The sequence below is a fragment of the Neolewinella aquimaris genome (assembly GCF_014197245.1).
Classification (GTDB): Bacteria; Bacteroidota; Bacteroidia; order Chitinophagales; family Saprospiraceae; genus Neolewinella; species Neolewinella aquimaris.
Genome location: NZ_JACIFF010000006.1, coordinates 146,269 through 171,839, shown reverse-complemented (window position 1 = coordinate 171,839; position 25,571 = coordinate 146,269). Strand labels below are relative to the sequence as shown.

19 protein-coding genes are annotated in these 25,571 nt (G+C 59.3%); 16 read left to right on the top strand and 3 right to left on the bottom strand.

The window, feature by feature from the left end:
* The first annotated feature begins 101 nt into the window (after positions 1 to 101).
* The 5 genes from GGR28_RS12395 (at position 102) to GGR28_RS12375 (ending at position 5,615) form a co-directional block, all read left to right on the top strand.
* Positions 102 to 1,103, top strand: coding sequence for a DNA-directed RNA polymerase subunit alpha (locus tag GGR28_RS12395; protein ID WP_183496120.1), 1,002 nt, complete (start codon positions 102 to 104; stop codon positions 1,101 to 1,103).
* Between the two features lie 204 nt (positions 1,104 to 1,307).
* Complete coding sequence (rplQ, locus tag GGR28_RS19480; protein ID WP_183496119.1) at positions 1,308 to 1,847, top strand: 50S ribosomal protein L17; 540 nt, start codon at positions 1,308 to 1,310, stop codon at positions 1,845 to 1,847.
* 106 nt (positions 1,848 to 1,953) lie between these two features.
* Positions 1,954 to 2,982 (top strand): LLM class flavin-dependent oxidoreductase, encoded by a 1,029-nt coding sequence (locus GGR28_RS12385; RefSeq protein WP_183496118.1) that lies wholly within the window; start codon positions 1,954 to 1,956, stop codon positions 2,980 to 2,982.
* A gap of 23 nt (positions 2,983 to 3,005) precedes the next feature.
* Positions 3,006 to 4,214: a multidrug effflux MFS transporter gene (locus GGR28_RS12380; protein ID WP_183496117.1), complete on the top strand. Its 1,209-nt coding sequence runs from the start codon at positions 3,006 to 3,008 to the stop codon at positions 4,212 to 4,214.
* Between the two features lie 15 nt (positions 4,215 to 4,229).
* Entirely contained in the window at positions 4,230 to 5,615 is a 1,386-nt protein-coding gene (locus GGR28_RS12375; protein ID WP_183496116.1) for a sodium-dependent transporter, read from the top strand.
* Positions 5,616 to 5,667: 52 nt separating this feature from the next.
* On the opposite strand, the gene GGR28_RS12370 is transcribed toward GGR28_RS12375, so the two are convergent.
* Positions 5,668 to 6,453: an NINE protein gene (locus GGR28_RS12370; RefSeq protein ID WP_183496115.1), complete on the bottom strand. Its 786-nt coding sequence runs from the start codon at positions 6,451 to 6,453 to the stop codon at positions 5,668 to 5,670.
* A gap of 150 nt (positions 6,454 to 6,603) precedes the next feature.
* Here GGR28_RS12370 and GGR28_RS12365 point away from each other — a divergent pair, with 150 nt between their 5' ends.
* Both GGR28_RS12365 and GGR28_RS12360 read left to right on the top strand, forming a co-directional pair.
* Complete coding sequence (locus GGR28_RS12365) at positions 6,604 to 7,011, top strand: acyl-CoA thioesterase (protein WP_183496114.1); 408 nt, start codon at positions 6,604 to 6,606, stop codon at positions 7,009 to 7,011.
* Between the two features lie 2 nt (positions 7,012 to 7,013).
* Complete coding sequence (locus tag GGR28_RS12360; RefSeq protein WP_183496113.1) at positions 7,014 to 8,027, top strand: YihY/virulence factor BrkB family protein; 1,014 nt, start codon at positions 7,014 to 7,016, stop codon at positions 8,025 to 8,027.
* Between the two features lie 207 nt (positions 8,028 to 8,234).
* Here GGR28_RS12360 and GGR28_RS12355 read toward each other — a convergent pair whose 3' ends face one another.
* Complete coding sequence (locus GGR28_RS12355; RefSeq protein WP_183496112.1) at positions 8,235 to 11,471, bottom strand: T9SS type A sorting domain-containing protein; 3,237 nt, start codon at positions 11,469 to 11,471, stop codon at positions 8,235 to 8,237.
* A gap of 521 nt (positions 11,472 to 11,992) precedes the next feature.
* Here GGR28_RS12355 and metH point away from each other — a divergent pair.
* From metH to GGR28_RS12340, 3 genes are all read left to right on the top strand, one after another.
* Complete coding sequence (gene metH, locus GGR28_RS12350; RefSeq protein ID WP_183496111.1) at positions 11,993 to 15,691, top strand: methionine synthase; 3,699 nt, start codon at positions 11,993 to 11,995, stop codon at positions 15,689 to 15,691.
* A gap of 88 nt (positions 15,692 to 15,779) precedes the next feature.
* The gene (locus GGR28_RS12345) at positions 15,780 to 16,919 is read left to right on the top strand and encodes a T9SS type A sorting domain-containing protein (protein ID WP_183496110.1); all 1,140 of its coding nucleotides are present in this window, start codon (positions 15,780 to 15,782) and stop codon (positions 16,917 to 16,919) included.
* A gap of 24 nt (positions 16,920 to 16,943) precedes the next feature.
* A complete protein-coding gene (locus tag GGR28_RS12340) occupies positions 16,944 to 17,750 on the top strand; it encodes a sterol desaturase family protein (RefSeq protein WP_183496109.1) in 807 nt (268 codons plus the stop codon).
* A gap of 113 nt (positions 17,751 to 17,863) precedes the next feature.
* Here the strand turns inward: GGR28_RS12340 and GGR28_RS12335 are convergent, their stop codons facing one another.
* Positions 17,864 to 19,273, bottom strand: coding sequence for an exonuclease domain-containing protein (locus tag GGR28_RS12335; RefSeq protein ID WP_183496108.1), 1,410 nt, complete (start codon positions 19,271 to 19,273; stop codon positions 17,864 to 17,866).
* Between the two features lie 153 nt (positions 19,274 to 19,426).
* Between GGR28_RS12335 and GGR28_RS12330 the strand changes: the two genes are divergently transcribed.
* The 6 genes from GGR28_RS12330 (at position 19,427) to GGR28_RS12305 (ending at position 25,544) form a co-directional block, all read left to right on the top strand.
* Positions 19,427 to 20,590, top strand: coding sequence for an exo-beta-N-acetylmuramidase NamZ family protein (locus GGR28_RS12330; protein ID WP_246416695.1), 1,164 nt, complete (start codon positions 19,427 to 19,429; stop codon positions 20,588 to 20,590).
* A gap of 21 nt (positions 20,591 to 20,611) precedes the next feature.
* Positions 20,612 to 21,094, top strand: a complete 483-nt coding sequence (locus GGR28_RS12325) for a hypothetical protein (protein ID WP_183496106.1) — start codon at positions 20,612 to 20,614, stop codon at positions 21,092 to 21,094.
* Between the two features lie 79 nt (positions 21,095 to 21,173).
* Positions 21,174 to 22,139: a hypothetical protein gene (locus GGR28_RS12320; RefSeq protein ID WP_183496105.1), complete on the top strand. Its 966-nt coding sequence runs from the start codon at positions 21,174 to 21,176 to the stop codon at positions 22,137 to 22,139.
* A 99-nt stretch (positions 22,140 to 22,238) separates the two neighbouring features.
* Entirely contained in the window at positions 22,239 to 23,249 is a 1,011-nt protein-coding gene (locus GGR28_RS12315; protein WP_183496104.1) for an SAM-dependent methyltransferase, read from the top strand.
* Positions 23,250 to 23,300: 51 nt separating this feature from the next.
* Positions 23,301 to 24,758 carry a nicotinate phosphoribosyltransferase gene (locus GGR28_RS12310; RefSeq protein ID WP_246416693.1) on the top strand — a complete coding sequence of 486 codons (1,458 nt, stop codon included), beginning with the start codon at positions 23,301 to 23,303 and terminating at the stop codon, positions 24,756 to 24,758.
* Positions 24,759 to 24,830: 72 nt separating this feature from the next.
* Positions 24,831 to 25,544, top strand: a complete 714-nt coding sequence (locus tag GGR28_RS12305) for an NUDIX hydrolase (protein WP_183496103.1) — start codon at positions 24,831 to 24,833, stop codon at positions 25,542 to 25,544.
* The last annotated feature ends 27 nt before the right edge of the window (positions 25,545 to 25,571 follow it).

Below are 25,571 nucleotides of genomic sequence, written 5' to 3'. Positions count from 1 at the left end.
GGTGGCCGTATCCACCACCGGACTTACGGCCACCCTCTATTTTTAGCCCTGATTTGGCCCCCGGCCGGTTAGGGCATAATAATTTACAGCAGAAATATCATATGAGCAGTATCCTAAATTTCCAGAAGCCGGACAAGATCACGATGCAAAAGTCGGATGAGTTCCACGGCAACTTCGAATTTAAGCCCCTGGAGCCCGGATTCGGTCAGACCATCGGTAACTCCCTGCGCCGTGTGCTCCTCAGTAGCCTCGAAGGATTCGCCATTTCCGCCGTCCGTATCGCCGGTGTCGACCACGAGTTCGGCACCATTCGTGGCGTAGTGGAGGATGTTGTCGAAATCATCCTCAACCTCAAGCAGGTTCGCCTTAAGCAGGTGATCGAGAACGACGAGATGGAGGAGGAGAAGATTTACCTCACCATCAGTGGCAAGGAACAGTTCACCGCCGCCGACATCGACGAACACACCAACGTGTTCAAGGTGATGAACCCCGACCTGCTGCTCTGCACGATGGAGTCTTTCGTCAACCTCGAAGTAGAACTCACCGTCACCAAAGGGTACGGCTACATTCCCGCAGACGAAAACCTGCCCAAGAACGCCCCCATCGGCGTGATCCCCGTAGACGCCATCTACACCCCGATCAAGAACGTCGCTTACCGCGTCGAATCCACCCGCGTAGGACAGCGCACCGACTACGAGAACCTCATCCTCGAAGTCAAGACCGACGGCACCATCCACCCCGAAGATGCCGTACGTGAAGCCGCCCGCATCCTGATCCAGCACCTCATGCTGATCACCGACGAGCCCATCGAGTTCCAGAGCACCGGTGCCCGCGAAGAAACCATCGTCGACGAGCACATCCTGCACATGCGCAAGCTACTCAAGACCAGTCTGGAAGACCTCGATCTCTCGGTACGCGCCTACAACTGCCTCAAAGCCGCCAAGATCAATAGCCTCGGCGAACTGGTCCGCTACGACACCCACGAACTCCTTAAGTTCCGCAACTTCGGCAAAAAGTCCCTCGTAGAAATCGAAGAACTTCTCGTAGAGAAAGGACTCACCTTCGGCATGGACCTGAGCAAGTATAAGCTGGACGAAGAGTAGGTTAGTACGGTAGTCGTTCAGTACGGTAGTACGGTAGTACTCCCCTACCGTACTGAACGACTACCGTACTACCGTACTAAATCCCCGGGTCATCCATACCGATGTAGTTTCCTTTAAACAACCACGGCAAATTACCCCTCCCCCTCGCAGTTGCCCGATCTGCAATGAGTCGGAGGAGCGTGTTGCCGGCCAAACCATCCTGACATGCGTCACGGTAAGAAAGTTAACCATTTAAGTCGCAAGAGTGCCCACCGTAAGGCCCTGCTGCGCAACCTCACGATCGCCCTCATTACGCACAAGCGCATCAACACCACCCTGGCGAAGGCCAAGGCACTGCGGGTGTACGCCGAGCCCCTGATCACCAAGTCGAAATCCAACGATACCCACAACCGCCGTACGGTATTCAGCTACCTGCAGGATAAAGTGGCCGTCGAGGAGCTGTTCAGCACGGTCGCCGATAAAGTAGCCGACCGCCCCGGTGGTTACCTTCGCGTGATCAAGACCGGTTTCCGCCTCGGTGACGGTGCCGAAATGGCCATGATCGAACTGGTCGACTTCAACGAGGTCTACAACAAGGACGGTGCCAAGTCTACCGGCAAGACGCGTCGCAGCCGTCGTCGTCGCGGTGGCAGCAACAAGTCCGAAATTAAGGCAACTTCCGCCGGAACCACTGCCGCAGCGGCAGCTACACCGGCAGCCCCAGCCCCCCCCGCCGATGCTCCGGCTTCCGGCGAGGAGGAGTAATCCCAATGACATTCTTTTTCAAAGCCCGAAACGCAGTGCGTTTCGGGCTTTTGCCTTTTCAAGAAACTCTGCCCCCGCTCGCCGGTTGAGGTAGCAAACCTGAACGATGGAAATTGGATTCGACAGCTTCGGCTCCGCCGTAGTGGATGAAACGACCGGAAAAGTACTCCACGCGGAGAAGTCCATGACCGACCTGCTCGACCGTATCGTACACGCCGACCGCATGGGCATCGATGTCTTCGGCATGGGAGAGCACCACCGACCGGACTACTTCGACTCCTCCCCCGTCACCATCCTGGCCGCCGCTGCCGCCCGTACCGAACGCATCAGGCTCACCAGCGCCGTCACCGTACTCAGCGCGGCCGACCCGGTGCGTGTCTTTCAGAGTTTTGCTACCCTGGACCTCATCGCGAAGGGTCGGGCAGAAATGGTAGTCGGTCGCGGCTCCTTCATCGATGCTTTCCCCCTCTTCGGGTACGATATGAAGGACTACAATGAGCTCTTCACCGAAAAATTAGACCTGCTGCTTAAGATTCGGGACAATGAGCGGGTAACCTGGTCCGGCCGCTTCCGCCCCACCCTGAGCGATCAACCCGTGTACCCCCGTCCGAGTCAGGATCCCTTCCCCATTTGGCTGGGCGTCGGCGGCACACCGGCCTCCTTCGCGCGGGCGGGTACGCTCGGCCTGCCCCTGATGGTCGCGGTGATCGGGGGTGAGACTCATCGTTTCCGGCCGCTGATCGACCTGTACCGGAAATCCTGGACCGAAGCCGGGCACGACCCAGCCGGAATGAAAGTCGGCCTGCATTCCCTCGGCTATGTCGCCGAAAACACCAACCAAGCGGTCGAAGATTTTTACCCCGGCCACACCCGCACCATGAACAAGATCGGCCGGGAGCGCGGCTGGAGGCCGCAGAGCCGTCCCCACTTTGATGCCCAACGTGGCCCTCTCGGCGCGTTGCTTGTGGGCGGTCCGGAAGAAGTCGCCGAAAAGATCCTTCGCCATTCCGAAGCCCTGGGCGGCATCGATCGACTGACCTTGCAAATGGACAGCGCCGAACTCACCCACGAGCAGCGGCTGCGGGCCATCGAGCTCATCGGTAAGGAAGTCGCTCCCCGCGTAAAGGCGGGCTAAGTCGCCCCCAAAAAACTCGTGAAGTGAAAGATCCCAAAAGCCAGCGTGGCTTACTTATTCTCGTGCTCGGCTCGCTGACCACCATCGGTCCGCTCTCGATCGACATGTACCTGCCGGCCTTCGGTGGTATTGCCCGCGAGCTGGATACGGAGATCAGTCGCGTTTCCCTGTCGCTGTCCAGCTTTTTCGTCGGTCTGGCGATCGGGCAACTGATCTACGGTCCCCTACTCGAGCGATTTGGGAGGAAGAAGCCCATGTACATCGGCCTGATCATCTATGCCCTCAGCTCACTAGCCTGCGGGCTGTCGAGTTCGGTAGAAGAACTCATCGTGTTCCGCTTCTTTCAGGCCCTGGGTGCCTGCGGCGGACTGGTAGCCTCCCGGGCGATCGTGCGCGACCTGTTCGACACCAAAGATATGGCGAAGGTGTTCTCTCTACTCATGATGGTCATTGCGGTGTCGCCGATCATTGCGCCCACCCTGGGGGGATTCATCGCTACCGCCTTCGGGTGGCGTTACGTTTTCGGCATACTGGCGGGAATGTCGCTGCTTATTCTTACCGGCGGGTACCTGTTGCTGGCGGGCTACGACCGGATCAATCCCGGTTATTCCCTTCGGCCACGGGCCATTGCAACTAATTACCTCTCCATTCTGACCGATCGCCATTTCATCGTTTACGCGATGACGGGTGCCTTTTCATCCGCCGGGCTGTACGCTTACATCAGTGGCTCACCCCATTTGTACCTGGAGTTGTTCGGACTGAACGAAAAGCAGTACGGCATTGTGTTTGCCGTGATCGCGGCGGGACTGGTCCTGGCCACTCAGCTAAACAACCGGGTGCTGAGAAACCGGTCGAGCGAACGCATCGTCCAATTAGCTCTGATCGGGCAATGTGTCATTGCGGTCCTGCTCCTGGTCGACGTTTCTTCCGGATTCGCGAACCTCTACTTCACGACGGGACTGATCTTCGCCTACCTGTTCTGCCTAGGGTTCATCTTCCCCAATGCCTCCGCCCTCTCCCTCGATACCATGCGGCACACGGCGGGCAGTGCCTCCGCGTTGATGGGATCGTTGCAAATGGCCGTAGGTGCCGTTGCTTCCGCCATCGTGGGCATCCTACAGAACGAGACTGGTGTGCCGATGGCCGGCGTGATGGCCGTATGTGGCGGTGTGGCGCTTACTCTGCTTAGCGTGGGTTCCCGCCGGATGCCCGTAGCCTCCAGTGCTGGATAAGCTATCTTTCGGCCCATGTCCGTAAGATTCTCCCGGCTGGGCCACGTGCTTGCTTCCGCCGGCGCCGCCATCGGGGTGGCCAACCTCATCATTTTTCCCTACCGCGTCCACTACTTTGGGGGAAGCGCCTACGTGCTGGCCTTCGTCGCCTTCACGCTGCTCATGGGCATTCCGCTGATGATCCTCGAAAACGCCATGGGCAAGCGCCGGGGGACGGATGCAACCGACGCGTTTGAGGTATCCGGGGCATCACCCCGCTGGAAGCTGGTGGCGTGGCTGGGGATTCTCACTACCATCCTGGTCGCTTCCTTTTACCTGGTGTTGGCGGGGTGGACGCTGGAGTATGTGTGGAAGTACGCGACGGACTACGCCACCGTTGCCGCCACCCCGGCCGGACCGGCCTTCGGCGAGGCCATCGGCAATATTCCCCGCGCCTTGTTGTTCACCGGCATTTTTACGGGGCTGGTTGCCCTGGTCTGCTCCCGCGAACTCTACGCGGGCATCGAGCGCCTCAGTAAATTCGCGATGCCCCTGCTGGGAATTCTGCTGGTGTTCCTCATCGTTTCGCTCCCGATTATGCAGCCGCAAGCGGTGGACTACGGCAACTTGCTAAAATTCGACTGGCGGGCCCTCTTGCTACCCTCCGCTAATGGTGAACTGGGCATCCTGCACGCACTGGGTCAGGCGTTCTTCAGTCTCGGACTCGGGGCCGTGGCTATGCTCACCTTCGCCGCCCATGCGGATCGGGACACAGACGTGCTGCGTAGCGCTCCCCAAATCGTACACCTGGATACTATCGTTGCCGTACTGGGTGCCCTGCTCGTCGTACCCCTGCTGGGCGGAGTTCAGGGAGACATTTACGGCGGCCCGCCCCTGGTATTTATAAACTTGGTGGAGATCTTCAAAACCTACGGCGATGCCGCCCAGTGGGTGGGTTTGCTGTTCTTCCTACTGTTGGCGGTTGCTATCCTGACCTCCGCCGTATCCCTGTTCGAGCCGTTCCTGCGGACCATGACGGAGCATTACGGTTGGGAACGCAGCTGGGGTAGCTTCGTGACCGGTGTGCTGGTGTTCGCCCTCACGGTGCCCGTGGTAATTTCTTGCTCCCCCAACGGCCCGGAGTGGCTGACCGATTTTGCTAACATGGGCGATCCGGGTCTTGGGTACTTCAACTTTTTGCTGGAGTGGGCCGGCAGCATTTCCCTGCTCGTCGGCGAACTGCTGCTCTGCTGGTTCCTTCTGAAAAAATGGGGACTGCCGGCACTATTTGACGAGTTGGCAATCGGGGGCCCCATCGTTGCTCCTGCGCGCCGCCGCCGGCTAACTTTTGCGTACCGCTACGTCATTCCGGTCGGGATCGGGCTGCTGCTGGCAGCGAAGGCGTGGACGCTACTGTTCTGACGTAGTGCTGTAAAAGAGGTGGGGCGGGTACGCGGGTGCCGGGCAAATCCGACTAAGAGCGAAGGATTTTGGCTTTTTCCCGCTTGAAGGCGTCTTCGGAGAGGATGCCGTCTTCCTTGAGTTGCGCGAGCCGTTCGATGCGGGTGATGAGGTCGTCCGAGAGTTCGAGCGTTTCTTCCGGTGGAACGGTTGCGGTCGCTTCGGGGGCAGGTTCCCCGGGAAGGCGGTAGCTGTTGGACTTAAAGGCGAAAAATTGGGGGGTGGACCGGAGAAAGGACAGGTGGTCGTGGCGGTCCATCTCGTCGAAATCGTAGTAGCCGTTCTCGATGGCCTTGTTCAGGTGGAACAGCGCCGTATCGGTGTTTTCGTGGATGGAGTACAGACAGGCCAGTTTGAAGTGGACGTCGGCTTGGCGGGGATCAACGTTTAGGGAGCGGCGATAATCGCGGATGGCTCCCTCGAAATCATACTCCTCGTAGGCCTTGTCGGCGCTGAGCTGGAAGGGGTCCTTCTTCGGCACTTTATTCTCCGGCACCGCTTCTTCCTGGCGGGGGGCGGGGGCGGACTGCGGCTGGCCCACGTGGTTGTTAATGACGATCTGGGGCGGTTGCTGGTAAGTTTGCCGCATCACGTAATCGCGGTTGTACTTCAGGTTGAAGGCTTCCTCGCTCTGGGTGAGGAACACGATGCCGTCGATCATGGCGATGATGGAGGGAATAAAGGTCCAGATGAAGATGAGGTACAGAAATCCCTTGCCCGGTTGACCGAGGTAGAAGCGGTGGACGCCGAAGCCACCGAAAAAGAGGGCTAAAATGGCCGCGGTCGTTTTATTCTTCATTTACGGAACGTCAATCTTGCTTTAGCGTCTAAAGATCGAAAAAATACGGCGGGCGGGCAAGTGGGCTACGGCGAATTAGACCGACGGTCGCCCCTCCTCTACTCCCGTCGGTAAAACATCTACATTTGATCCCGATTGACTGCCGCACCTATGATCACCACTACTACGATCCACCGCGTACGCTACGCCGAAACCGACCAGATGAGCTACCTCTACCACGGGCACTACGCCCTGCTGTACGAGATCGGGCGGGTGGAGATGTTGCGGGAGCTGGGCCGAAGCTATGCCACCCTCGAACGGGAACTGGGGATCATGATGCCGGTGATGAGCATGAACCAGCGCTTCATCCGGCCGGCGCGCTACGATGAGGTGCTGACCATTACGACCTCGCTGCGGCACGTGCCCGACCAGACCATCACCTTTCACTTCGAAATTCACAACGAAGGGGGCAAGTTGGTCAACGGCGGATCGATCAAGCTCTGCTTTGTTGAGGTTAAGACCGAGCGTCGGGTATCCGCGCCGGAGTACCTGCTGCAAATCATTCGTCCTTACTTTTAAAGGTGAAGAAGTTCGACATAGGCGCCTTCAAGCGGTACTTCACCGAACACCCCTGGGTGATCGGGCTGGGGAAATACGCCCGGGAGAACAGCTTTATCGGATTTCACGGCGTGCCCATTTACGATGTAGTGGTGTTCGTCATCAACGAAGCGACCCGCGACGACCTGTTTACCCGGGCCAACAGCGTGGCCTTTAGCATCTTTTTGTCGCTCTTTCCTTCGATTTTGACCCTGTTTACCCTGGTGCCCTTTGCGCTGGACCTGCTCTCGATCTGGTTCCCCGCTTTGGAGGATTTCAACATGACGCTTTACGAAGAGATTAAGCGGGTCATGCCGGGACAGGCGGGCGACATCGTTTTCGGCTTCGTGCAGGAGATCACCAATTCGCCGAAGATCGGCCTGCTCAGTTTCGGTTTCATCCTGGCCATTTACTTCTCCAGCAACGGGATGATCGCCCTGATGCAGGCCTTCGAGAAAAGCTACGTAAAGACCTTCCGGCAGCGTGGTTTCCTGCGTAAACGCATGGTGGCGGTGGGCCTGACCTTTCTGGTCGGTCTGTTCATCGTGGCCAGCGTCGTGCTGGTCATCCTGGGCGACAGCATTATCGGCTGGGTCAATTACTGGTTGGGGATCGGCGCGCTGGCCGCCTTTATGATCAACCTGCTGCGGTGGATCACCATGCTGGCGCTGTACTACATCATTATCGGCACCCTGTACCGTTACGGTGCGGCTACGATCAAGCGGTTCAGCTACGTGAGTCCGGGGGTGACGCTAGCCACCATCCTGAGCCTGGCAACCTCGGTAGCCTTCAGTTTTTACATCGACGGCTTCAACCGCTACGATACCTACACCAAGTTTTACGGCTCGATCGCCACGGTCATTATTGTGATGTTGTGGCTGCAGCTGAACGCCCTTATCCTGATCATCGGCTTCGAGTTGAACGCGGCCATCGCGGTGCACCGGGATTTGACGCTGGTGGAGGATGAAGAGGAGCAGGACCAAATGGAGGAGGAGTGACGGGGGGGGGAAGCGGTCCGACCGCTTAAGCCGTCGGACGGGGTGACCCCGTCCGGCATTTCGAATCGCCGACGGGGTTGAGGTACCGTGCCACCCCAGTTCAATTTATCGTTTGGAAATATCACCGATGTTTACTACAGTGGTCCGACGGGGGCACCCGGTTGGACGGGGTACCCCCGTCCAACCGGTATACACCTGGCGATGGTTTTATAGCTTCACAAAGCGCTTTGCGGACAGTTGATCTCCCTCTCCGATGCGTAAGTAGTATACACCTCTGGGCAGTATGCTAACATCCAACTTTTGCCGCAAGAAGGCGCCGGATTTCCACAGGACAATATTGCGTACCTGCCGTCCCTGCGTATCGATGATCGTTGCACGCAATTGACCCTCGAACGGACTTTCCCATTCCAAGGTCAGCTGGCTGCTGGTTGGGTTAGGAAAGACGCTGAAAGTAGTCTGAGCAAGATTTGATGCTGCACCCTGCTCCGTCGCTAAGGAGAACGCGGTAGCCGGTTGACGTGGCTCAATGTCTCCGCAACCCGGGTCGGGGTCTCCAACCATGTCATCGCTGGGTGGCTCGGCGGCCGTCAGCGTGAGCAAGACCTTGTCCAGCAGGGCCCCGCTTTCGCGGAAGGCGAAGTCGACAGTGTTGGGCCCCTCCTGTAGGGACAGCGCGATCGGAAGTTGCTTCCACTGGTAGGCGGCCCCGTAGGAGAATCCGCGAGCCCATTCGTACCAGGGGCCCCCGTTGGCCCGCACCCAGTAGGAGTCACTCAGGTTAGTGGGCGTATTGACCCGGGCGAACAGGTTGTAGCTGCCGGAATCAACGTCCGTCAGTTCAAATCGAACCAGGTTTGCCGTGTCGACGGCCGGCGGCCCGTCCACGGAACTGTTGCCCCTGACTACGACTGCAGTGTTATTGCTCGCCCGGGAGTCGGATTCGGTCTGCCACGCGCTGCCGACCGAGGCACATTCGCCCTCCAGCCAGAACGTATTGCGATCGGTGACCACCGGTGTCGGCGTAAAGGGACAACCGTCGGTGCCGCCGCCCGCAAAACTCGGCACGATGCTGTACTTGGTTAAGAGTAGTTTGTCGATCGTGACACCGGCTTCCAAGTAGCTGATGTCAATGGTATTGGTACCCGCCTGCAGCGCCCCGCCGGGCACGGAATAGCCGGCCCAGGCCAGTCCCTTGCCCGTGATGCGGGCGGGTTGGCGCAGCAGCCACGGTCCATTGTTGTATCGCAGCCAGAAGGCGTCGCTATCCCGGTCCGGCAGGTTTGCCCGGATCCAAATACGATAGTCGCCCGAACTGTCAGGATCTTCGATCACGAAGCGGATCTGGTTGCCGGGTAGGTCCACGGGGGGTTGGAACCGGCTGGTGCTGCGGGTGCTGGTGAGGACGATCCCGTTAGATGCTGCGGGGTCAAGCCGCGCCTCCCAGGTACTGCCCACGATGGCGCACTCGGCTTCCAGCCAAAAAACGCCCTTGTCTACCGGCGCAGGCATGATTTCCGGGCATTCCTGGGTGACTATACCGACCCCCGTAGGCAAGAAGTTGACGTCGGTAGTCAGCAGGATTTTGTCGAGCCGCGTGCTGTTTTCCCGGTAGGTAAAGTCGATGGTGTTGGTGCCGCTGTGCAACTCCGTCACGGCCAGTTGTACCCACTGGAAGCCTTTTCCGATGCGGAAGCCGCTATTCAGCTCCTGCCAGGGTCCGTCGTTGATCCGCAGCCAGTACGAATCGTTGGTTTTGGTAGGTGCATCCACTCGGGCCAGCAAGCGATAGGGTGTATTCAGGACGGGATCGACTACCGTAAAGCGGACGATGTTTTCCGGCGAATCAGTCGGGGCCGCGTCCAGGGAAACATACTGCGTTTCTACGTAGGCTCCGCCGGCTGCGTCGTCGCTTAACTCTTTCGTCCAGCGGTGGCCAATTTCGGCGCATTCTGCTTCCAACCAATAGGTGGCGTACGGCCCAGTGCCTCCGCAACCCGGGTCGGGGTCTCCAACCATGTCGTCGCTGGGCGGCTCGGCAGCCGTTAGCGTGAGCAAGACCTTGTCCAGCAGGGCCCCGCTTTCGCGGAAGGCGAAGTCGACGGTGTTGGCCCCCTCCTGTAAGGACAGTGCGATCGGAAGTTGCTTCCACTGGTAGGCGGCCCCGTAGGAGAAGCCGCTCGCCCACTCGTACCAGGGGCCCCCGTTGGCCCGCACCCAGTACGAGTCACTCAGGTTAGTGGGCGTATTGACCCGGGCGAACAGGTTGTAGCTGCCGGAATCAACGTCCATCAGTTCGAAGCGTACCAGGTTTGCCGTATCCTCGGCCGGCGGCCCGTCCACCGAACTGTTGCCCCTAACCACGACTGCAGTATTGTTGCTCGCCCGGGGGTCGGATTCGGTCCGCCACGCGCTGCCGACCGAGGCACACTCGCCCTCCAGCCAGAACGTGTTTCGGTCGGTGACCACCGGTGTCGGCGTAAAGGGACAACCGTCCGTACCGCCGCCCGCAAAGCTTGGCACGATGCTGTACTTGGTTAAGAGTAGTTTGTCGATCGTGACACCGGCTTCCAGGTAGCTGATGTCAATGGTATTGGTACCCGCCTGTAGCGCCCCGCCGGGAACGGAATAGCCGGCCCAGGCCAGTCCCTTGCCCGTGATGCGGGCAGGCTGGCGCAGCAGCCAGGGTCCATTGTTGTACCGCAGCCAGAAGGCGTCGCTATCCCGGTCCGGTAGGTTTGCCCGGATCCAGATACGATAGTCGCCCGAACTGAGGTCCGGGTCTTCGATCACGAAACGGATCTGGTTGCCGGGTAGGTCCACCGGGGGTTGAAAACGGCTGGTGCTGCGGGTGCTGGTGAGGACGATCCCGTTGGATGCTGCGGGGTCAAGCCGCGCCTCCCAGGTACTGCCCACGATGGCGCACTCGGCTTCCAGCCAGAACACGCCCTTGTCTACCGGCGCAGGCATGATTTCCGGACATTCCTGGGTGACTATACCGACCCCCGTAGGCAAGAAGTTGACGTCGGTAGTCAGCAGGATTTTGTCGAGCCGCGTGCTGTTTTCCCGGTAGGTAAAGTCGATGGTGTTGGTGCCGCCATGCAACTCCGTCACGGCCAGTTGTACCCACTGGAAACCTTTTCCGATGCGGAAGCCGCTATTCAGCTCCTGCCAGGGTCCGTCGTTGATCCGCAGCCAGTACGAATCGTTGGTTTGGGTAGGCGCATCCACCCGGGCCAGCAGGCGGTAGGGTGTATCCAGGACGGGATCGACTACCGTAAAGCGGATGATGTTTTCCGGCTCGTTAGCGGGGGCCGCGTCCAGGGAAACATACTGCGTTTCTACGTAGGCTCCGCCGGCTGCGTCGTCACTCAATTCTTTTGTCCAGCGGTGGCCAATTTCGGCGCACTCCGCTTCCAACCAGTAGTCGCTAAGCTGCGCCCGCAAGGTTGAGAAGGTGGTTAAACATATAAACAGAGCAATAAGTGTATGGGTGTGGTTCATAGTGGGTTAAATTGAATTTTATTGGGTGTTCTATTGTAAGCTAGGTTCATTTCGGCAATACTGCAAGCTTTAAATCACCCATCCGGAATTTTAAATTTCCGACATAGTACAGGCCTTGCGCCGCCCCTAAATTTTATTCATTTTTTGGGAGTATTCAAGCGGTCCGACGGCTATAGCCGTCGGACCGCTTAACCCGTCGGACGGGGTGCCCCCGTCCGGCATTTCAAATCGCCGACGGGGTTCAGGCATCACCCAAATTCTATCTATCGTTTGGAAATGTCACCGGTGTTTACTACAGCGGTCCGACGGGGGCACCCGGTTGGATGGGGGTACCCCGTCCAACCGGTAGACCAGGTAACCACCGGTATACCACCCCGCCACCGGAAAACCATCGAAAACTACTTACTGGCCGCGGTCGGTGCTAGCCAGAAATTCACGATCTTTGCCCGCTTAAATTATACCCCATGAACCGTCCCCCACTCTCCGAAATTTTCGCCGAGCGCATTCTGGTGCTGGATGGCGCGATGGGCAGCCTGATTCAGGGATATAAGCTCACGGAGGAAGACTACCGGCGTGGCCACTTCGACAACCACCCCAGCGACCTGAAGGGCAACCACGACCTCCTCGTACTCACGCGGCCCGACGTGATCCGTGAGATCCACGAGGCCTACCTGGCCGCCGGTGCCGACATCATCGAGACCAATACCTTCAGCGGCACCTCGATCGCGCAGGCCGACTACGGCACCCAGGATTGTATCTACGAACTCAATAAGGCCGCCGCCCGGGTAGCCCGGGAAGCAACCGACAAGTATTCAACTCCCGATAAACCCCGGTACGTCGCCGGCGCGATCGGTCCCACCAACCGGACGCTCAGCATCAGCCCCGATGTGAACGACCCGGGCTACCGGGCCATTACCTTCCACCAACTGGCCGCGGCCTATAAAACCCAGATGGAAGGACTTGTCGACGGTGGGGTCGACTGCATCCTCATCGAGACCATCTTCGACACCCTCAACGCCAAGGCCGCCATCTTCGCCCTGGAGGAAGTCCGGGACGAGCGCAGCATCAACCTGCCCGTCATCATCTCCGGTACGATCACCGACGCGAGCGGCCGCACCCTGTCCGGCCAGACCGTCGAAGCCTTTTACATCTCGGTGGCCCACGCAAACCCGCTCTGCATCGGACTGAACTGCGCGCTCGGAGCCAAGGAAATGCGCTCCCACCTGGCTTCGCTTTCCCGGATCGCCGAATGCTACGTCCACGCCTACCCCAACGCCGGCCTCCCCAACGAAATGGGTGAGTACGACCAGGACGCCGAGGAGATGCAGGAGTACATCCGTGAATTCGCGGCCAGTGGATTGGTCAATATGATCGGAGGGTGCTGCGGCACCACACCAAATCACATTGCTGCCATGGCCCGGGCAACCCAGGACCTGCGCCCCCGCCCCCTCAACGGCCGCTCGATAAATACCCGCATCAGCGGACTGGAACCCCTCGAGATACGCGAGGAAACCAACTTTGTCAACGTCGGCGAACGCACCAACGTGACCGGCTCCCGCAAATTCGCCCGCCTCATCAAGACCGGCGACTACCCCACCGCCCTCGACGTCGCCCGCGACCAGGTGGAAGGCGGTGCCCAGGTGATCGACATCAATATGGACGAGGGCCTGCTCGACAGCAAGGAAGCCATGACCACCTTCCTCAACCTCGTCATGGCCGAACCCGACATTGCCAAACTGCCCGTAATGATCGACTCGTCGAAGTGGGAAGTGATCGAGGCCGGGTTGCAGTGCGTGCAGGGCAAATGCATCGTCAACTCCATCAGCATGAAGGAAGGCGAGGAGGAATTTTTGCGCCAGGCCCGGCTGGTTCGCCGCTACGGTGCCTCGGCGGTGGTCATGGCCTTCGACGAGGAGGGACAGGCCGATACCATCGAGCGCAAGGTCAACATCTGCGTACGCGCCTATAAGCTACTGACCGAGGTAGCAAAATTCGACCCCCAGGACATCATTTTCGACCCCAATATTTTCGCGATCGCCACCGGCATCGACGAGCACAACAACTACGGGGTAGACTTCATCGAGGCCACCCGCCAGATCAAGACCCTCTGCCCGGGGGTGAAGGTCAGCGGTGGCGTTTCGAACGTAAGCTTCTCCTTCCGCGGCAACGACGTGGTGCGCGAGGCCATGCACTCGGCCTTTCTTTACCACGCCATTCGCGCCGGTATGGACATGGGCATCGTCAACGCCGGCCTCATCGAGGTCTACGAAGACATCCCCAAGAACTTACTGGAGCTCGTCGAAGACGTGATCCTCAACCGCCGCAACGACGCCACCGACCGCCTCATGGAGTTCGCCGAATCCCTCAAGGAGGTGGGCGGCCGCACCGTACAGCGCGACCTGGGATGGCGCGAGAGCAGCGTGCAGGAGCGCCTGCGGCACAGCCTCGTCCGCGGCATTACGGAGTACATCATCGAGGATACGGAAGAGGCCCGCAAGCAGTACCCCCGGCCTCTCCACGTCATCGAAGGTCCGTTGATGGACGGCATGAACGTCGTCGGCGACCTCTTCGGCGCGGGCAAAATGTTTCTTCCCCAGGTAGTCAAAAGCGCCCGCGTCATGAAGCAGGCCGTGGCCTACTTACAGCCCTTCATCGAGGAGGAGCGGGAACTGGCGGGGCCGCAGGAGCAGGGGGAAATGGTTGAAGAGCAGTCCCGCTTCAAAGGCAGTGTCCTCCTTGCTACGGTAAAGGGAGACGTACACGACATCGGCAAAAACATCGTCGGCGTAGTGCTCGCCTGTAACAACTACCAGATCCACGACCTCGGAGTCATGGTGCCGGCCATTAAGATCCTGGACGAGGCCGACCGGCTGAAGGTAGACGTAATCGGCCTGTCGGGACTCATAACCCCCTCCCTCGACGAAATGGTCAACGTAGCCACGGAGATGGAGCGCCGCGGCCTGAAGACCCCCCTGCTCATCGGCGGGGCAACCACCAGCAAGACCCATACCGCCATCAAGATCGAGCCGAACTACGGCGGTCCCACCGTTCACGTCCTCGATGCCAGCCGGGCGGTTACCGTAGTCAGCGAGCTGCTCAACGAGGATGCGGAGAGTCGTCGCACTTACCTCGATGGCATCACGGCCGAGTTCGAACGCGTGCGGGTGCACCGTGCCGGTCAGCAGTCAAACAAGAAGTACCTACCCATCGGCCGGGCCCGGGAAAATGGCCTTAAGCTGGATTGGGTAAATTATGATCCGCCCGTCCCCACCTTCACCGGCACCCGAATATTTGACGAATACCCCCTAGCGGAACTGGTCCCCTTCATCGACTGGACGCCCTTCTTCACCAGCTGGGGCCTAGCGGGCAAGTACCCCGACATTCTTACCGACGAAGTGGTGGGCGAACAGGCCAGTCAACTGTACCGGGAGGCGCGGGAAATGCTGGATAAGGTGGTGGCTGAGAAATGGCTCCGTGCCGCGGCCGTGATCGGCTTCTTCCCCGCTACCGCCGACGTGTCCCGCGATACGGTGCGAGTGACGGCAACGGACAAGACGGTGGAGCTACACCAACTTCGCCAGCAGAGTAAAAAAGCAGCCGGGCGTCCCAATCTTTCGCTTACCGACTTCATTGCCCCGGCGGATAGCGACAAGCAGGACTACATCGGCGCCTTCGCCGTTACGGCGGGCATCGGGATTGAGGAGCACGTAGCCCGCTTCGAAGCTGCCCACGACGACTACAGCGCCATCATGGTCAAAGCCCTCGCCGATCGCCTGGCCGAAGCACTGGCCGAAGCACTGCACCTGCGTACCCGCCGCGAGTTCTGGGCCTACGCCCCCGATGAGGCACTCGAGAACGACGACCTTATTACCGAGCGATACCGGGGCATCCGACCGGCACCCGGCTACCCGGCCTGTCCGGAGCATACCGAAAAGGCCAAGTTGTGGGAACTGCTCGACGTGGAGGCAGCTACCGGCATTAAATTGACGGAGAGTTATGCCATGTACCCCACCGCCAGCGTCAGCGGCTGGTATTACAGCCATCCGGAGGCCAGTTACTTTACGGTGCGGGGCATTCAACCCGATCAGGAGCGCGACTATGCCCGACGCAAGGACTGGGATCCGGTAACTGCGGATCGCTGGCTGGCCGCTATTCGGGGGTAACGGTCGGTGTAACCACATTAAATAACTGAGCGTCGTGCAAAGTACCACGCCCACGCACTAACTTAGTGGCGCGCTGAAAATCGGCAGTATGCTCAAAATTTTTACTCACTTGCTCCTCCTGTTCGGGACGATGTCTGCCTTTGCGCAGGTTACCCTGACCAACGCCTACTTCCCCGCGGCGGGCGATACCCTGCACTACGGTGTGGCGGACAGCACCTTCAGCGTTGATTTGCTCACCGCAGGCGCGGCGCGTCAGTGGGACTTCGGAACGCAGTCCGCAGCCTCTACCCGCACCCGGGTTGTCGAGATGGCCAGCGACACCACCTTTACGGACGCGACCCTGGCCGTTGAAATTGACGGCACCACTACCGGATTTTACCGGGTAACGGAATCGGTGTATGAACTGATCGGCGTTCGGGGTAGCCTGCAGCTTTTTCCCGGTTACCGCTTCGCGGCCCCCGTCTCCCCGGGCCGGGCGATACGAAGAGCTCCCCTCAATTACGGCGACCAGTTCAGCTCCATTACCAGTAACGTGCTTACCGTACCTCGCGACAGTATACCCGACGAGGCCTTCCAATTGGTGGGAGATGCGCTCAACAACGTTGACTCCATCCGGATAACCTCCGTCAGCAACCGGATCGACGAGGTGGACGCCTACGGTACCCTCACGCTAAACGGACAGACCTACGAAGTACTGCGGGAGCGCCGCACCGAAACCGTAAACACGACCATAGAGGTAAAAACCGGCTTCCTATCCTACATCGACGTGACGGCCCTCGTCCGCGCGCAGGTTCCGGAAACAGCCAACTTTTTCGGCAGCCAGGACCCTACGACCACCTATTACTTCTGGTCCAATTCCGAGAAAGAATCCGTCGCCACCGTTACTACCGATGAATCAGGAACGCCCACCGGGATGACTTTCATCCGCGGCGATGCGACCAACTCGGTCGGTGGTCCATACCTGGCGCAGGCGCAAGTGAAAGTCTACCCAAATCCCGCCCGGGGACGTACCACCTTTGAGGTAGAAGGGCTCGATCCCGGCAACTACACCCTTACCCTGACCAATGTACTGGGCAGGAAGATCTCCGCTACCCACTTCCGGCCGAGCGGCAACCAGGCCGTGGTGCCCCTTGACGTCAGTGGCCTGCCCCGCGGCGCTTATCTGTACAGCCTGACCAACGAACGCGGCCGCATTCTTACCACACGTCGGCTACTGGTCGGAAGGTAATCGGCGAAAGGAGTAACTTTCGCTATGGAGTCGATCATCAGTTATTTTGAATCAATCCCAAGCAGCCACCGTACCCTCATCCTGGTGGGAGGGCTCACCATTTTTTGGCTGCTGGAAAGCGCCGTCCCCCTCTTCACGGCCGAGTACAAAAAATGGCGCCACGCCGGCATCAACATTTTCTTTACGTTCACGACGATCCTGGTCAACTTCGTGCTTGCCTTCATTTTGGTAAAGGGAAGCCAGTGGGCCGTCGCCAATGAATTCGGCCTGCTGCAGTGGGTAAATCTGCCGCTCTGGGCCACCGCCGTTGTCGGCTTGCTGTTGCTGGATTTCCTCGGGGCTTACCTCGCCCACTGGACGGAGCACCGTGTGCCGCTGCTCTGGCGCTTCCACCTGATCCACCACACCGACCAGAACGTCGACACCACGACCGCCAACCGCCACCATCCGGGAGAAAGCGTCATCCGCTTCGCCTTTACGACCGCCGCCGTCGTCGTCCTGGGCGCCCCGATCTGGCTGGTCTTTCTTTATCAGAGTGCCAGCGTGATCCTTAGCCAGTTCAACCACGCTAACATCACCGTACCGCAGGGAATCGACCGGGTCCTACGCGCCGTCTTCGTCACTCCCGACATGCACCGGGTACACCACCACTACCAACTGCCCTACACCGACACCAACTACGGCAACATCTTCAGCATCTGGGACCGCCTCTTCGGCACCTACTCCGAGCTCGACAACCAAAAATTAGTCTACGGAGTCGACACCCACATGAACGAAGAAGATCACCAGAGCATTCGGAGGATGTTGGGGATACCGTTTGGGAGAAAGTAGTTTAGTACAGTAGTACGGTAGTAGTTTAGTACAGTAGTACGGTGGTTCTGTAGCCGTGACTACCGTACTACCCCCTACCATACTACTGTACTACTGTACTACCCCCTACCGCACTACCTCACTACCTTCCCCGTACTCAAATTCACCATCTTCCCCCCCTTTTCGCTGACGTAGCGTTGGATGATGCGGGCCGTATCCGGGTAAGTGACGGTTTTTTTGACGCTTTCGATGGCGGTGTGGATGTCGTGGCTTTGTTCCTTGTCGATGTAGCCGAATCCCTGGTACTTGCCTTCGGAGACGAGGATGACGGAGGCTTCGTCGTGGGTGCGTCCGGTGTCGAAGAGGAGGAAATCGTCGTCGAAGACGTTGCGGAGGTGGAGTCGGGCTTCTTCGGCGCGCAGGTTGTACTCCTCGGGTTCTTCGTGACCGGCACAGCCGCCGCGGCACTGCTTTAGGTGGAAGTGAAAACAGGCGGACTTGGTGGGATAAATATTGGTGAACGCACTGCACAGTTCGAGGTGCTTGCGCACGAAGTTGAGGCGCCCCTTGGCCCGGCTGATGGAGGGGTATTCGCTGATCACATCCTGCTCCTTGCGGACCTGGGCGGAATTGCGAACCACATCGAAGCAGCGGAAACCGCGTTCGTTGACGTAGCTAACGATAGCGTGGCTGAAACGTTTGCCGCGCTGTGCCCGGTTGATGCGGGGCTGTAGGCGCTTGATTTCTTCGCTTTCCAGGAGCAGGGCCACCAGTTCGCTGCCGGTAATTTCGTAGGTGATGTCAGCCACCTTTTCGGCGATGCGGCTGCCCTTGGAGGTATGGTCGTTGAAGTGCTGGGCGATGCGCTTGCGGATGTTGTTGCTCTTACCTACATACACGACGTCACCATTGACATCGTGGAAGTAGTAGACGCCGGTCTCCTCCGGGATTTCCATGATCTGCTCGAGCTTGATCTGCTTGGGCAGGCGGGTTTCCTTGATGCCGTGGTTGATGAGCCGTTTGGCTTCCTCGGCACAGTCTTCCCCGGCGAGGCAGAGGGCAAGCAGTTCGGTGGTAGCTTCGGCGTCGGCGAGGGCGCGGTGGCGGGCGTCGACCGTAATGCCGAAGTGCTTGATCAGGTTGCCCAGGCTGTAGCTTTTGAGGCCGGGAAAGCACTTGCGGGCCAGCCGTACCGTACAGAGCTTGCGGCGGGAGAAGGTGTACCCCAGTCGGCCGAATTCTTCGCGGAGGAAACCGTAGTCGAACTTCGCGTTGTGGGCCACGAAAATGCGCCCCTCGGTGAGTTCTACGATCCGCTTGGCTACTTCGAAAAACTTGGGTTTCCCCTTCACCATTTCCTGGGTGATGCCCGTGAGCTCCACGATTCCGGCGGGGATGTACTGCTCCGGATCGAGCAGGGTTTCGTAAGTTTCGACTACCTTTTCGCCGTCGAAGATCACGATGCCGATTTCGGTAATGCGCGCACGGGAGGCGCGACTGCCCGTCGTCTCGATATCCACGATCGCGTATTCTCTCTTACTCATAGCTCACTTCCGTCGCCCGCGGCGGTCATCATTCAATGCACTCGAATGGCCAAGGTATACCTATTAATTTGTTTTTCCTTAACCCTTAACGCAAATTGTTTTAAGTCGGGCGGGGCCGCAGGTGCCGGAGATCCCCGGGAAGAGCACGGTGAATTGGCTTCACAAACCGGCCAGAGCCAGGACCTTAGCTCGGTTCCGGATTCCATTGCTCCTGCGTTCCCCGCCGCGTTCTACCCCGACCGCTACCTGCCGGAGCTGGAAGGGAAAACGCTCGGCTTGGTCGTCAATCAGACATCGACCGTAGAGAACACCCACCTGGTGGATACCCTCCTTGCGCTCGGGCAGGACGTACGCCGGATTTTCGCCCCCGAGCACGGATTCCGTGGGGATGCCGATGCCGGTGCGCAGATCAAGGACGGCGTCGACGTCAGAACCGGACTGCCCATCCGCTCCCTCTACGGCAGCAATAAGAAACCAACGGAGCAGGACCTGGCCGATATCGACCTGATCGTTTTTGACATTCAGGACGTGGGTGCCCGGTTTTACACCTACATCTCCACCCTCCACTACGTAATGGAGTCGGCCGCCCGCTACGGCAAGCCCGTCCTGGTCCTCGACCGGCCCAACCCTAACGGCCATTACGTGGACGGGCCGATCCGGCAACCGGGTTTCGAAAGTTTCGTGGGGTTGGATCCAATTCCCGTCGTACACGGTCTTACCGTCGGCGAATACGCCCGCATGGTGAACGGCGAAGAATGGCTGGGTGAGGGACTGCAGTGCGAACTGACGGTCATCCCTGCCCCCGGCTATACGCACTCGACGGTCTACCAGTTGCCCGTGCCCCCCTCCCCGAATTTGCCCAACCAGCGCAGCATTTATCTCTACCCCAGCCTGTGCTTTTTCGAGGGGACGGCCCTGAGCGTGGGGCGCGGGACGGACCGGCAATTTCAGCTGTACGGCCACCCGGCACTCGCTTCCGCACCGGATACCTTCACGCCCCGTCCGGGACCGGGTGCCGCCGATCCCAAACTCAACGGACAGTTGTGTCGCGGATTCGATCTCAGCAACGCCGAAGCCGGTACTTACCGGGGTTCCCAACTGGACCTGTCGCCCGTGCTGAGTACGTACCGGATACTTACCGACCAGGGCGTGACCTTCTTCACCCGTCCCGACTTTTTCGACCTGCTGGCCGGCACCGATAGCCTGCGCAAGATGATCGAAGCGGGCCGATCGGAAGCGGAGATCCGCGAAAGCTGGGAGGCGGGTCTGGCGGCGTACCGTGCTATGCGTTCGGGGTATTTGCTGTATCCGGAATAAGGGCTCCTTTATCCTATTAGTATGATCGTACCGACCTTCGTATACCGCTACCGATACACCCTGCTGGCGTCGATCATCGGGCTCCTGTTTCTCGTCCCCCTACTGCTGAAAGTTCACAATCGGTACTGGGAACCCTTCCCCGCCCTCATTTTGCCGGGAAGTGGCTCGGTCATCTCCAACGAGATTGATGCGTACCGCCACCCTCTCGTTCAGTTGTCGGGCATCGATCTGCGTTCCGGCGAGCTGCGGCCGCTCGATCTTGCCCTGCTGCTCGATCCCGTGCCGTCCAGGTATTTTGGACCGATGATTCGGCGGGGCATCTTCGCTCAAGCGACGATCGACGGGTCGGCGGAGCTATCCGAATGGCTGCAGCATAAACTGCTGGAGCAGGGCTGCGAACCGACACCCATCATCGTGCGGGAGCTGCTGTTGCGCTACAACCGTCGGCTAGACGGAATGGATGAAGTCGAAACAACCAACGAATACCGCATTGAACTGCATTGAATCCTGGGCCCGTTGGTTTTTCGTCCGAGTAGGGATGGCGACTCACCTGACTGCTACGGCGCAGTCTAAGCTCCGGATAATGATCGGGTGCTTTTTGCTGTTTGTCTATCTCCCCACCTTTCAGTGGCTGAGTGAGGTGCCACAGGGGTTTTTCCACCCCCCACCGGTGAGTTTAGCCAGGCTCTTCACCGATTTTCCGGGGAAGTTCGGTGCCATGACCATCGATCTGTTTATGGTGATGGCGACGGCCTGCCTGACCCTCGGAATTCGGGCGAGACTGGCCTCCGTCGTTCTTGCCCTTACTTACCTGGTGGGCGCTTCGTTTCAGCTCAGTTTCGGGAAGATCGACCACGCTTCCCTGTTTCCCCTTACCCTGCTCTGCTTTTCGTTATCCAACTGGGGCTGCCGGCTGGCTCTTTTTCCCGATCGGGAGTGGAGACGCGACTGGTTGGCGGGGGCCCTGACCGCCGTGTTCATTTGTTTGGGAATGCTAACGGCCGGCTACTATAAGGCGCGGGGGTGGATCGATTTTGACCTCGGGACGAGTGGTTTTTTGAACTGGTTCTATATCAGTTTATTCGGGGAATACAATCTGGTACCCGCGGATATCGTGTTATCGATCACCCCCTATGGGTTTGAGTGCCTCGACTACCTGGCCGTGCTCTTCGAACTATCGCCCTTCTTCTTTTTACTTGTGGGACCGCGCAGCTGGCGGATCTGGATCGTCGCCGCTTGCCTTTTTCACCTGAGTACTACGCTGTTGCTTGGCATCCACTTCCTGACCCATGCCGTGGTCTACCTTCCCTTTCTGGTGTCCGGCCGTCCCTGGTTCCGGGACCGCCCTGGCCTGCCGCGGTGGCTGGTCGTAGCGGTTGGCCTTGCGGCATTTTTGCATGTGGCACTCCGGTATTCGGGCTTGCCGGCCGTTCACCTGCTGCTACCCGTGGCCTGGCTACCACCCGCGGCGACCTTATGGATCGGCATGGTTGCCTGGGTGGTGCTGTTCCTCGTTGGGCTAGTCCGCCTGCGATCGCCCAGCGGCTGATTCGTGCGCTTCGGAAAGTATTCGGCCGTGCTGCGGGGGGAAGGGGTACCTTTGCGCCACGCGCTACCGCCACGTTTGGTCGTTCGCCAATTGCACTGAATGCACCAATATAAAGCCCTGGCATCCATCACCGATGTACTGCTGGATGATGCCACCGGGCCAGAATTGTTACGGGAGACGATCGACGAGTACCGTGACCTGCTACTTACCGCCTCGGGCATCGATCTGGGCGGAGCCGAAGCCATCGACCATTTCAATACGGGTACCGGCGTAGCCATCGGTGCCACCTGGGCCGCCCTCTGCGTTGATGACCTGATCCGTACGCAACGTTTCGTCAGTGGGTTGTACCGGGCCGTACAGGACGTAATCGTACGCCGTTCGGGGCCGGTCCACGTCCTTTATGCCGGCACGGGTCCGTTCGCTACCCTGGCGCTGCCCCTGATGACCCGCTTCACTCCCGAGCAGTTGCAGTTTACCTGTCTGGAGATCACCGATGCGAGTTTTCTGGCCGTACGGCAACTGTTCAGTGCCCTGGACCTGGAGCGCTACGTGATTGACGTCATCCAGACTGACGCATCTACCTTCCGCATTGCCGGGGAGTTACCGGTCGACATTATGCTCAGTGAAACCATGCAGTACTGTCTGATCGACGAGATGCAGGTACCCATTGCCCTGAACCTGATGGCGCAACTACCGCCCGAAACGATCATGATTCCGGAACGGATCACCCTCCGGCTGGCCGTCCTGGAGGATACGAAAGATCAGCCCGTGGCCACCGATCTGGGAACCATCTTTACCGTTGACCGGGCCAGCCTACAGGCCTACCGCGCGGAGCCAGAATCCACCGATTGGCCGACCGTCCGACTACCGGTACCCATGCTGCCTCCTTCGTCGCGTCCCGGTCCGCTCGCCATCCGCACGTTGATCGACGTGTACGGATCCATCGGACTGACCGATTACGAAAGTGGCCTTACCATACCTAAGATTATCGATGATTATCCCGATGAACTGAACCCGCTGGAGGCCATCGACTTCACCTACCAGTTAACTCCCTCTCCCCTACTGTGGATGGACTTCGTGTTGCCCCTGGCACCCCTTGCGGTCGCGTAACCGGGAAGTGAACAATTGAGCATAGCTTTGTTTGTGATTCAAACTAAGCCAATGACCTCCCACCTGCCTGCGGTCTATCGCCCGGATTTCGGTATGCTTACCGACCTCTACGAGCTCACGATGGGGTACGGCTACTACCGGCAGCGGATTCACGAGCGGCGGGCGGTGTTCCACTTATTCTACCGCAATCCGCCCTTCGACGGCAAATTTGCCCTGGCGGCGGGCCTGCCCCTTGCGGTCGACCTGATTCGCGGGCTTCACTTCAGCGCCGACGACGTTCAGTACCTGGGCCGGCTGAAGGGCAGCAACGGTGAACCTCTTTTTCGGGAACCCTTCCTCAATTACCTCCAACGGCTCAAGTTTACGGGAGACATCGATGCGGTGCCGGAGGGAGAGATCGCCCTGCCCCACGAACCCCTGCTTCGCATCGAGGCACCGCTGATCCAGGCCCAGCTGCTGGAAACTGCCCTACTGACCGTCATCAATTTCTCTACCCTTATTGCTACGAAGGCCGCTCGTATTCGGGCCGCGGCGGGCGACGACCCGGTCATCGAATTCGGGCTGCGGCGTGCCCAGGGGATCGACGGGGGAATGACCGCTTCCCGGGCCGCTTACCTCGGTGGCTGCAACGGTACGAGCAATCTCTGGGCCGGACGTTACTACGATATACCCGTCAGGGGCACCCACGCTCACAGCTGGGTAATGGTGTTTCCGGATGAGCTGACGGCCTTTGCAGCCTACGCGGATGCCATGCCGAACAACGCCATTTTCCTGGTGGATACCTACGACACCCTACAGGGGACCCGCCACGCCATCGAGATCGGTAAGGCCCTGCGGGCGAAGGGACACGAGATGCAGGGAATTCGTCTCGATAGTGGCAACCTGGCCGCACTCTCCATCGAAGCCCGTCGCTTACTGGACGAGGCCGGTTTCCCCGATGCGGCGATCGTCGCCAGTGACGGTCTCGACGAGTACGCCATCAAAGAACTCAAGGACGCGGGTGCCCGGATCGGGATTTGGGGCATCGGTACCCGGCTTGCTACCGCCTACGACCAGCCCGCCCTGGGTGGAGTGTATAAACTATCCGCCATTCAGGATGAAGGAGGGAACTGGCAATCCCGGATGAAGCGTTCCGATACCGCTGAAAAAGCCAGCAACCCCGGTCGCCTTGCCGTCCGCCGGTACTACGACGGCGACCGCCCCGTAGCCAGTCAGTTGTACAACACCCTGGCCGGCGAACCCTCGAACCGCGTTGTCGATGCATCCGGCACCGTCCACCGAATTTCCGGTGCCCCTCAGGAATTATTGGTTCCGGTCTTTCGGGATGGTGCCATGATCCACCGCCCCACCGATCTACACCGCACCCGCGACCGCGCCATAAGCAACTGGCAACGGTGGAACCGACCGGATATGGGCGATTTTATCTACGGACTCGCCCCCGAACTGCTGGCCGAAAAGCAAATTCTGAGCGATACCCCACACACCCCAACCGCCGACGAGCATCACTAGCTATCCCCGCCGGCCGTCCCGCCAAATGGTACATTGAACATCGAACTTTGTAATTTGTAAATCCCACCCCCCTTGCCCACCTACTCCCACCCCCGCCCCTCCGTTACCGTTGACGTGGTCGTATTCGGCTACGACGGCGGTCGGGACCTTAAGTTGCTACTCATTCAGCGCGGTGGCGAACCCTTTAAGGGGCAGTGGGCCCTGCCGGGTGGCTTCGTCGATATGGAGGAGGACCTGGAGGCAAGCGCCCTGCGCGAACTGGAGGAAGAGACGGGCGTAAAGGACCTTTTCGTAGAGCAGTTGTACACCTTCGGCGCGCCGGGCCGCGACCCGCGGGGCAGGGTTATTAGCGTGGCCTACTTTGCGTTGGTCAACCTCACCGATCACCCGGCCGTAGCCGCTTCCGATGCTGCGCGGGTCGAGTGGTTCAAGCTACACGAACTACCGGAGTTGGCCTTCGACCACGCCGAGATCATCGAGCTGGCCACCTCCCGGCTGCGGGCCAAGGTGCGGTATCAGCCCATCGGCTTCGAGCTGCTGCCGCGAGAATTTACCCTGGCCGAACTGCAGGCGCTCTACGAAACCGTGCTCGGCGTACCCCAGTTCAACAAGCGCAATTTTCGGACCCGCATCATGAAGACCGGCATTCTGCAGGAGGTCGGTCGCCAGGAAAACGTGGCCCACCGTCCCGCCGTCCTCTATAGTTTCAATGAGGAAACCTACCACCGGCTGGTGCAACAGCGCGATTCGGCGGTGCTGCGTCGGGCGCTTGATTTCGAAATTTAGCCCTTCCCCAACGACCAAAATAACCCT

What these genes read in the sequence shown, in the direction of transcription:
- metH (WP_183496111.1), top strand. Translation starts at nt 11,993, where the DNA reads ATGAACCGTCCCCCACTCTCCGAAATTTTCGCCGAGCGCATTCTGGTG.
- GGR28_RS12370 (WP_183496115.1), bottom strand. Translation starts at nt 6,453, where the DNA reads ATGAAGAATAAAACGACCGCGGCCATTTTAGCCCTCTTTTTCGGTGGC.
- GGR28_RS12315 (WP_183496104.1), top strand. Translation starts at nt 22,239, where the DNA reads ATGCACCAATATAAAGCCCTGGCATCCATCACCGATGTACTGCTGGAT.
- rplQ (WP_183496119.1), top strand. Translation starts at nt 1,308, where the DNA reads ATGCGTCACGGTAAGAAAGTTAACCATTTAAGTCGCAAGAGTGCCCAC.
- GGR28_RS12365 (WP_183496114.1), top strand. Translation starts at nt 6,604, where the DNA reads ATGATCACCACTACTACGATCCACCGCGTACGCTACGCCGAAACCGAC.
- GGR28_RS12320 (WP_183496105.1), top strand. Translation starts at nt 21,174, where the DNA reads ATGATCGGGTGCTTTTTGCTGTTTGTCTATCTCCCCACCTTTCAGTGG.
- GGR28_RS12395 (WP_183496120.1), top strand. Translation starts at nt 102, where the DNA reads ATGAGCAGTATCCTAAATTTCCAGAAGCCGGACAAGATCACGATGCAA.
- GGR28_RS12335 (WP_183496108.1), bottom strand. Translation starts at nt 19,273, where the DNA reads ATGAGTAAGAGAGAATACGCGATCGTGGATATCGAGACGACGGGCAGT.
- GGR28_RS12345 (WP_183496110.1), top strand. Translation starts at nt 15,780, where the DNA reads ATGCTCAAAATTTTTACTCACTTGCTCCTCCTGTTCGGGACGATGTCT.
- GGR28_RS12310 (WP_246416693.1), top strand. Translation starts at nt 23,301, where the DNA reads ATGACCTCCCACCTGCCTGCGGTCTATCGCCCGGATTTCGGTATGCTT.
- GGR28_RS12340 (WP_183496109.1), top strand. Translation starts at nt 16,944, where the DNA reads ATGGAGTCGATCATCAGTTATTTTGAATCAATCCCAAGCAGCCACCGT.
- GGR28_RS12385 (WP_183496118.1), top strand. Translation starts at nt 1,954, where the DNA reads ATGGAAATTGGATTCGACAGCTTCGGCTCCGCCGTAGTGGATGAAACG.
- GGR28_RS12375 (WP_183496116.1), top strand. Translation starts at nt 4,230, where the DNA reads ATGTCCGTAAGATTCTCCCGGCTGGGCCACGTGCTTGCTTCCGCCGGC.
- GGR28_RS12325 (WP_183496106.1), top strand. Translation starts at nt 20,612, where the DNA reads ATGATCGTACCGACCTTCGTATACCGCTACCGATACACCCTGCTGGCG.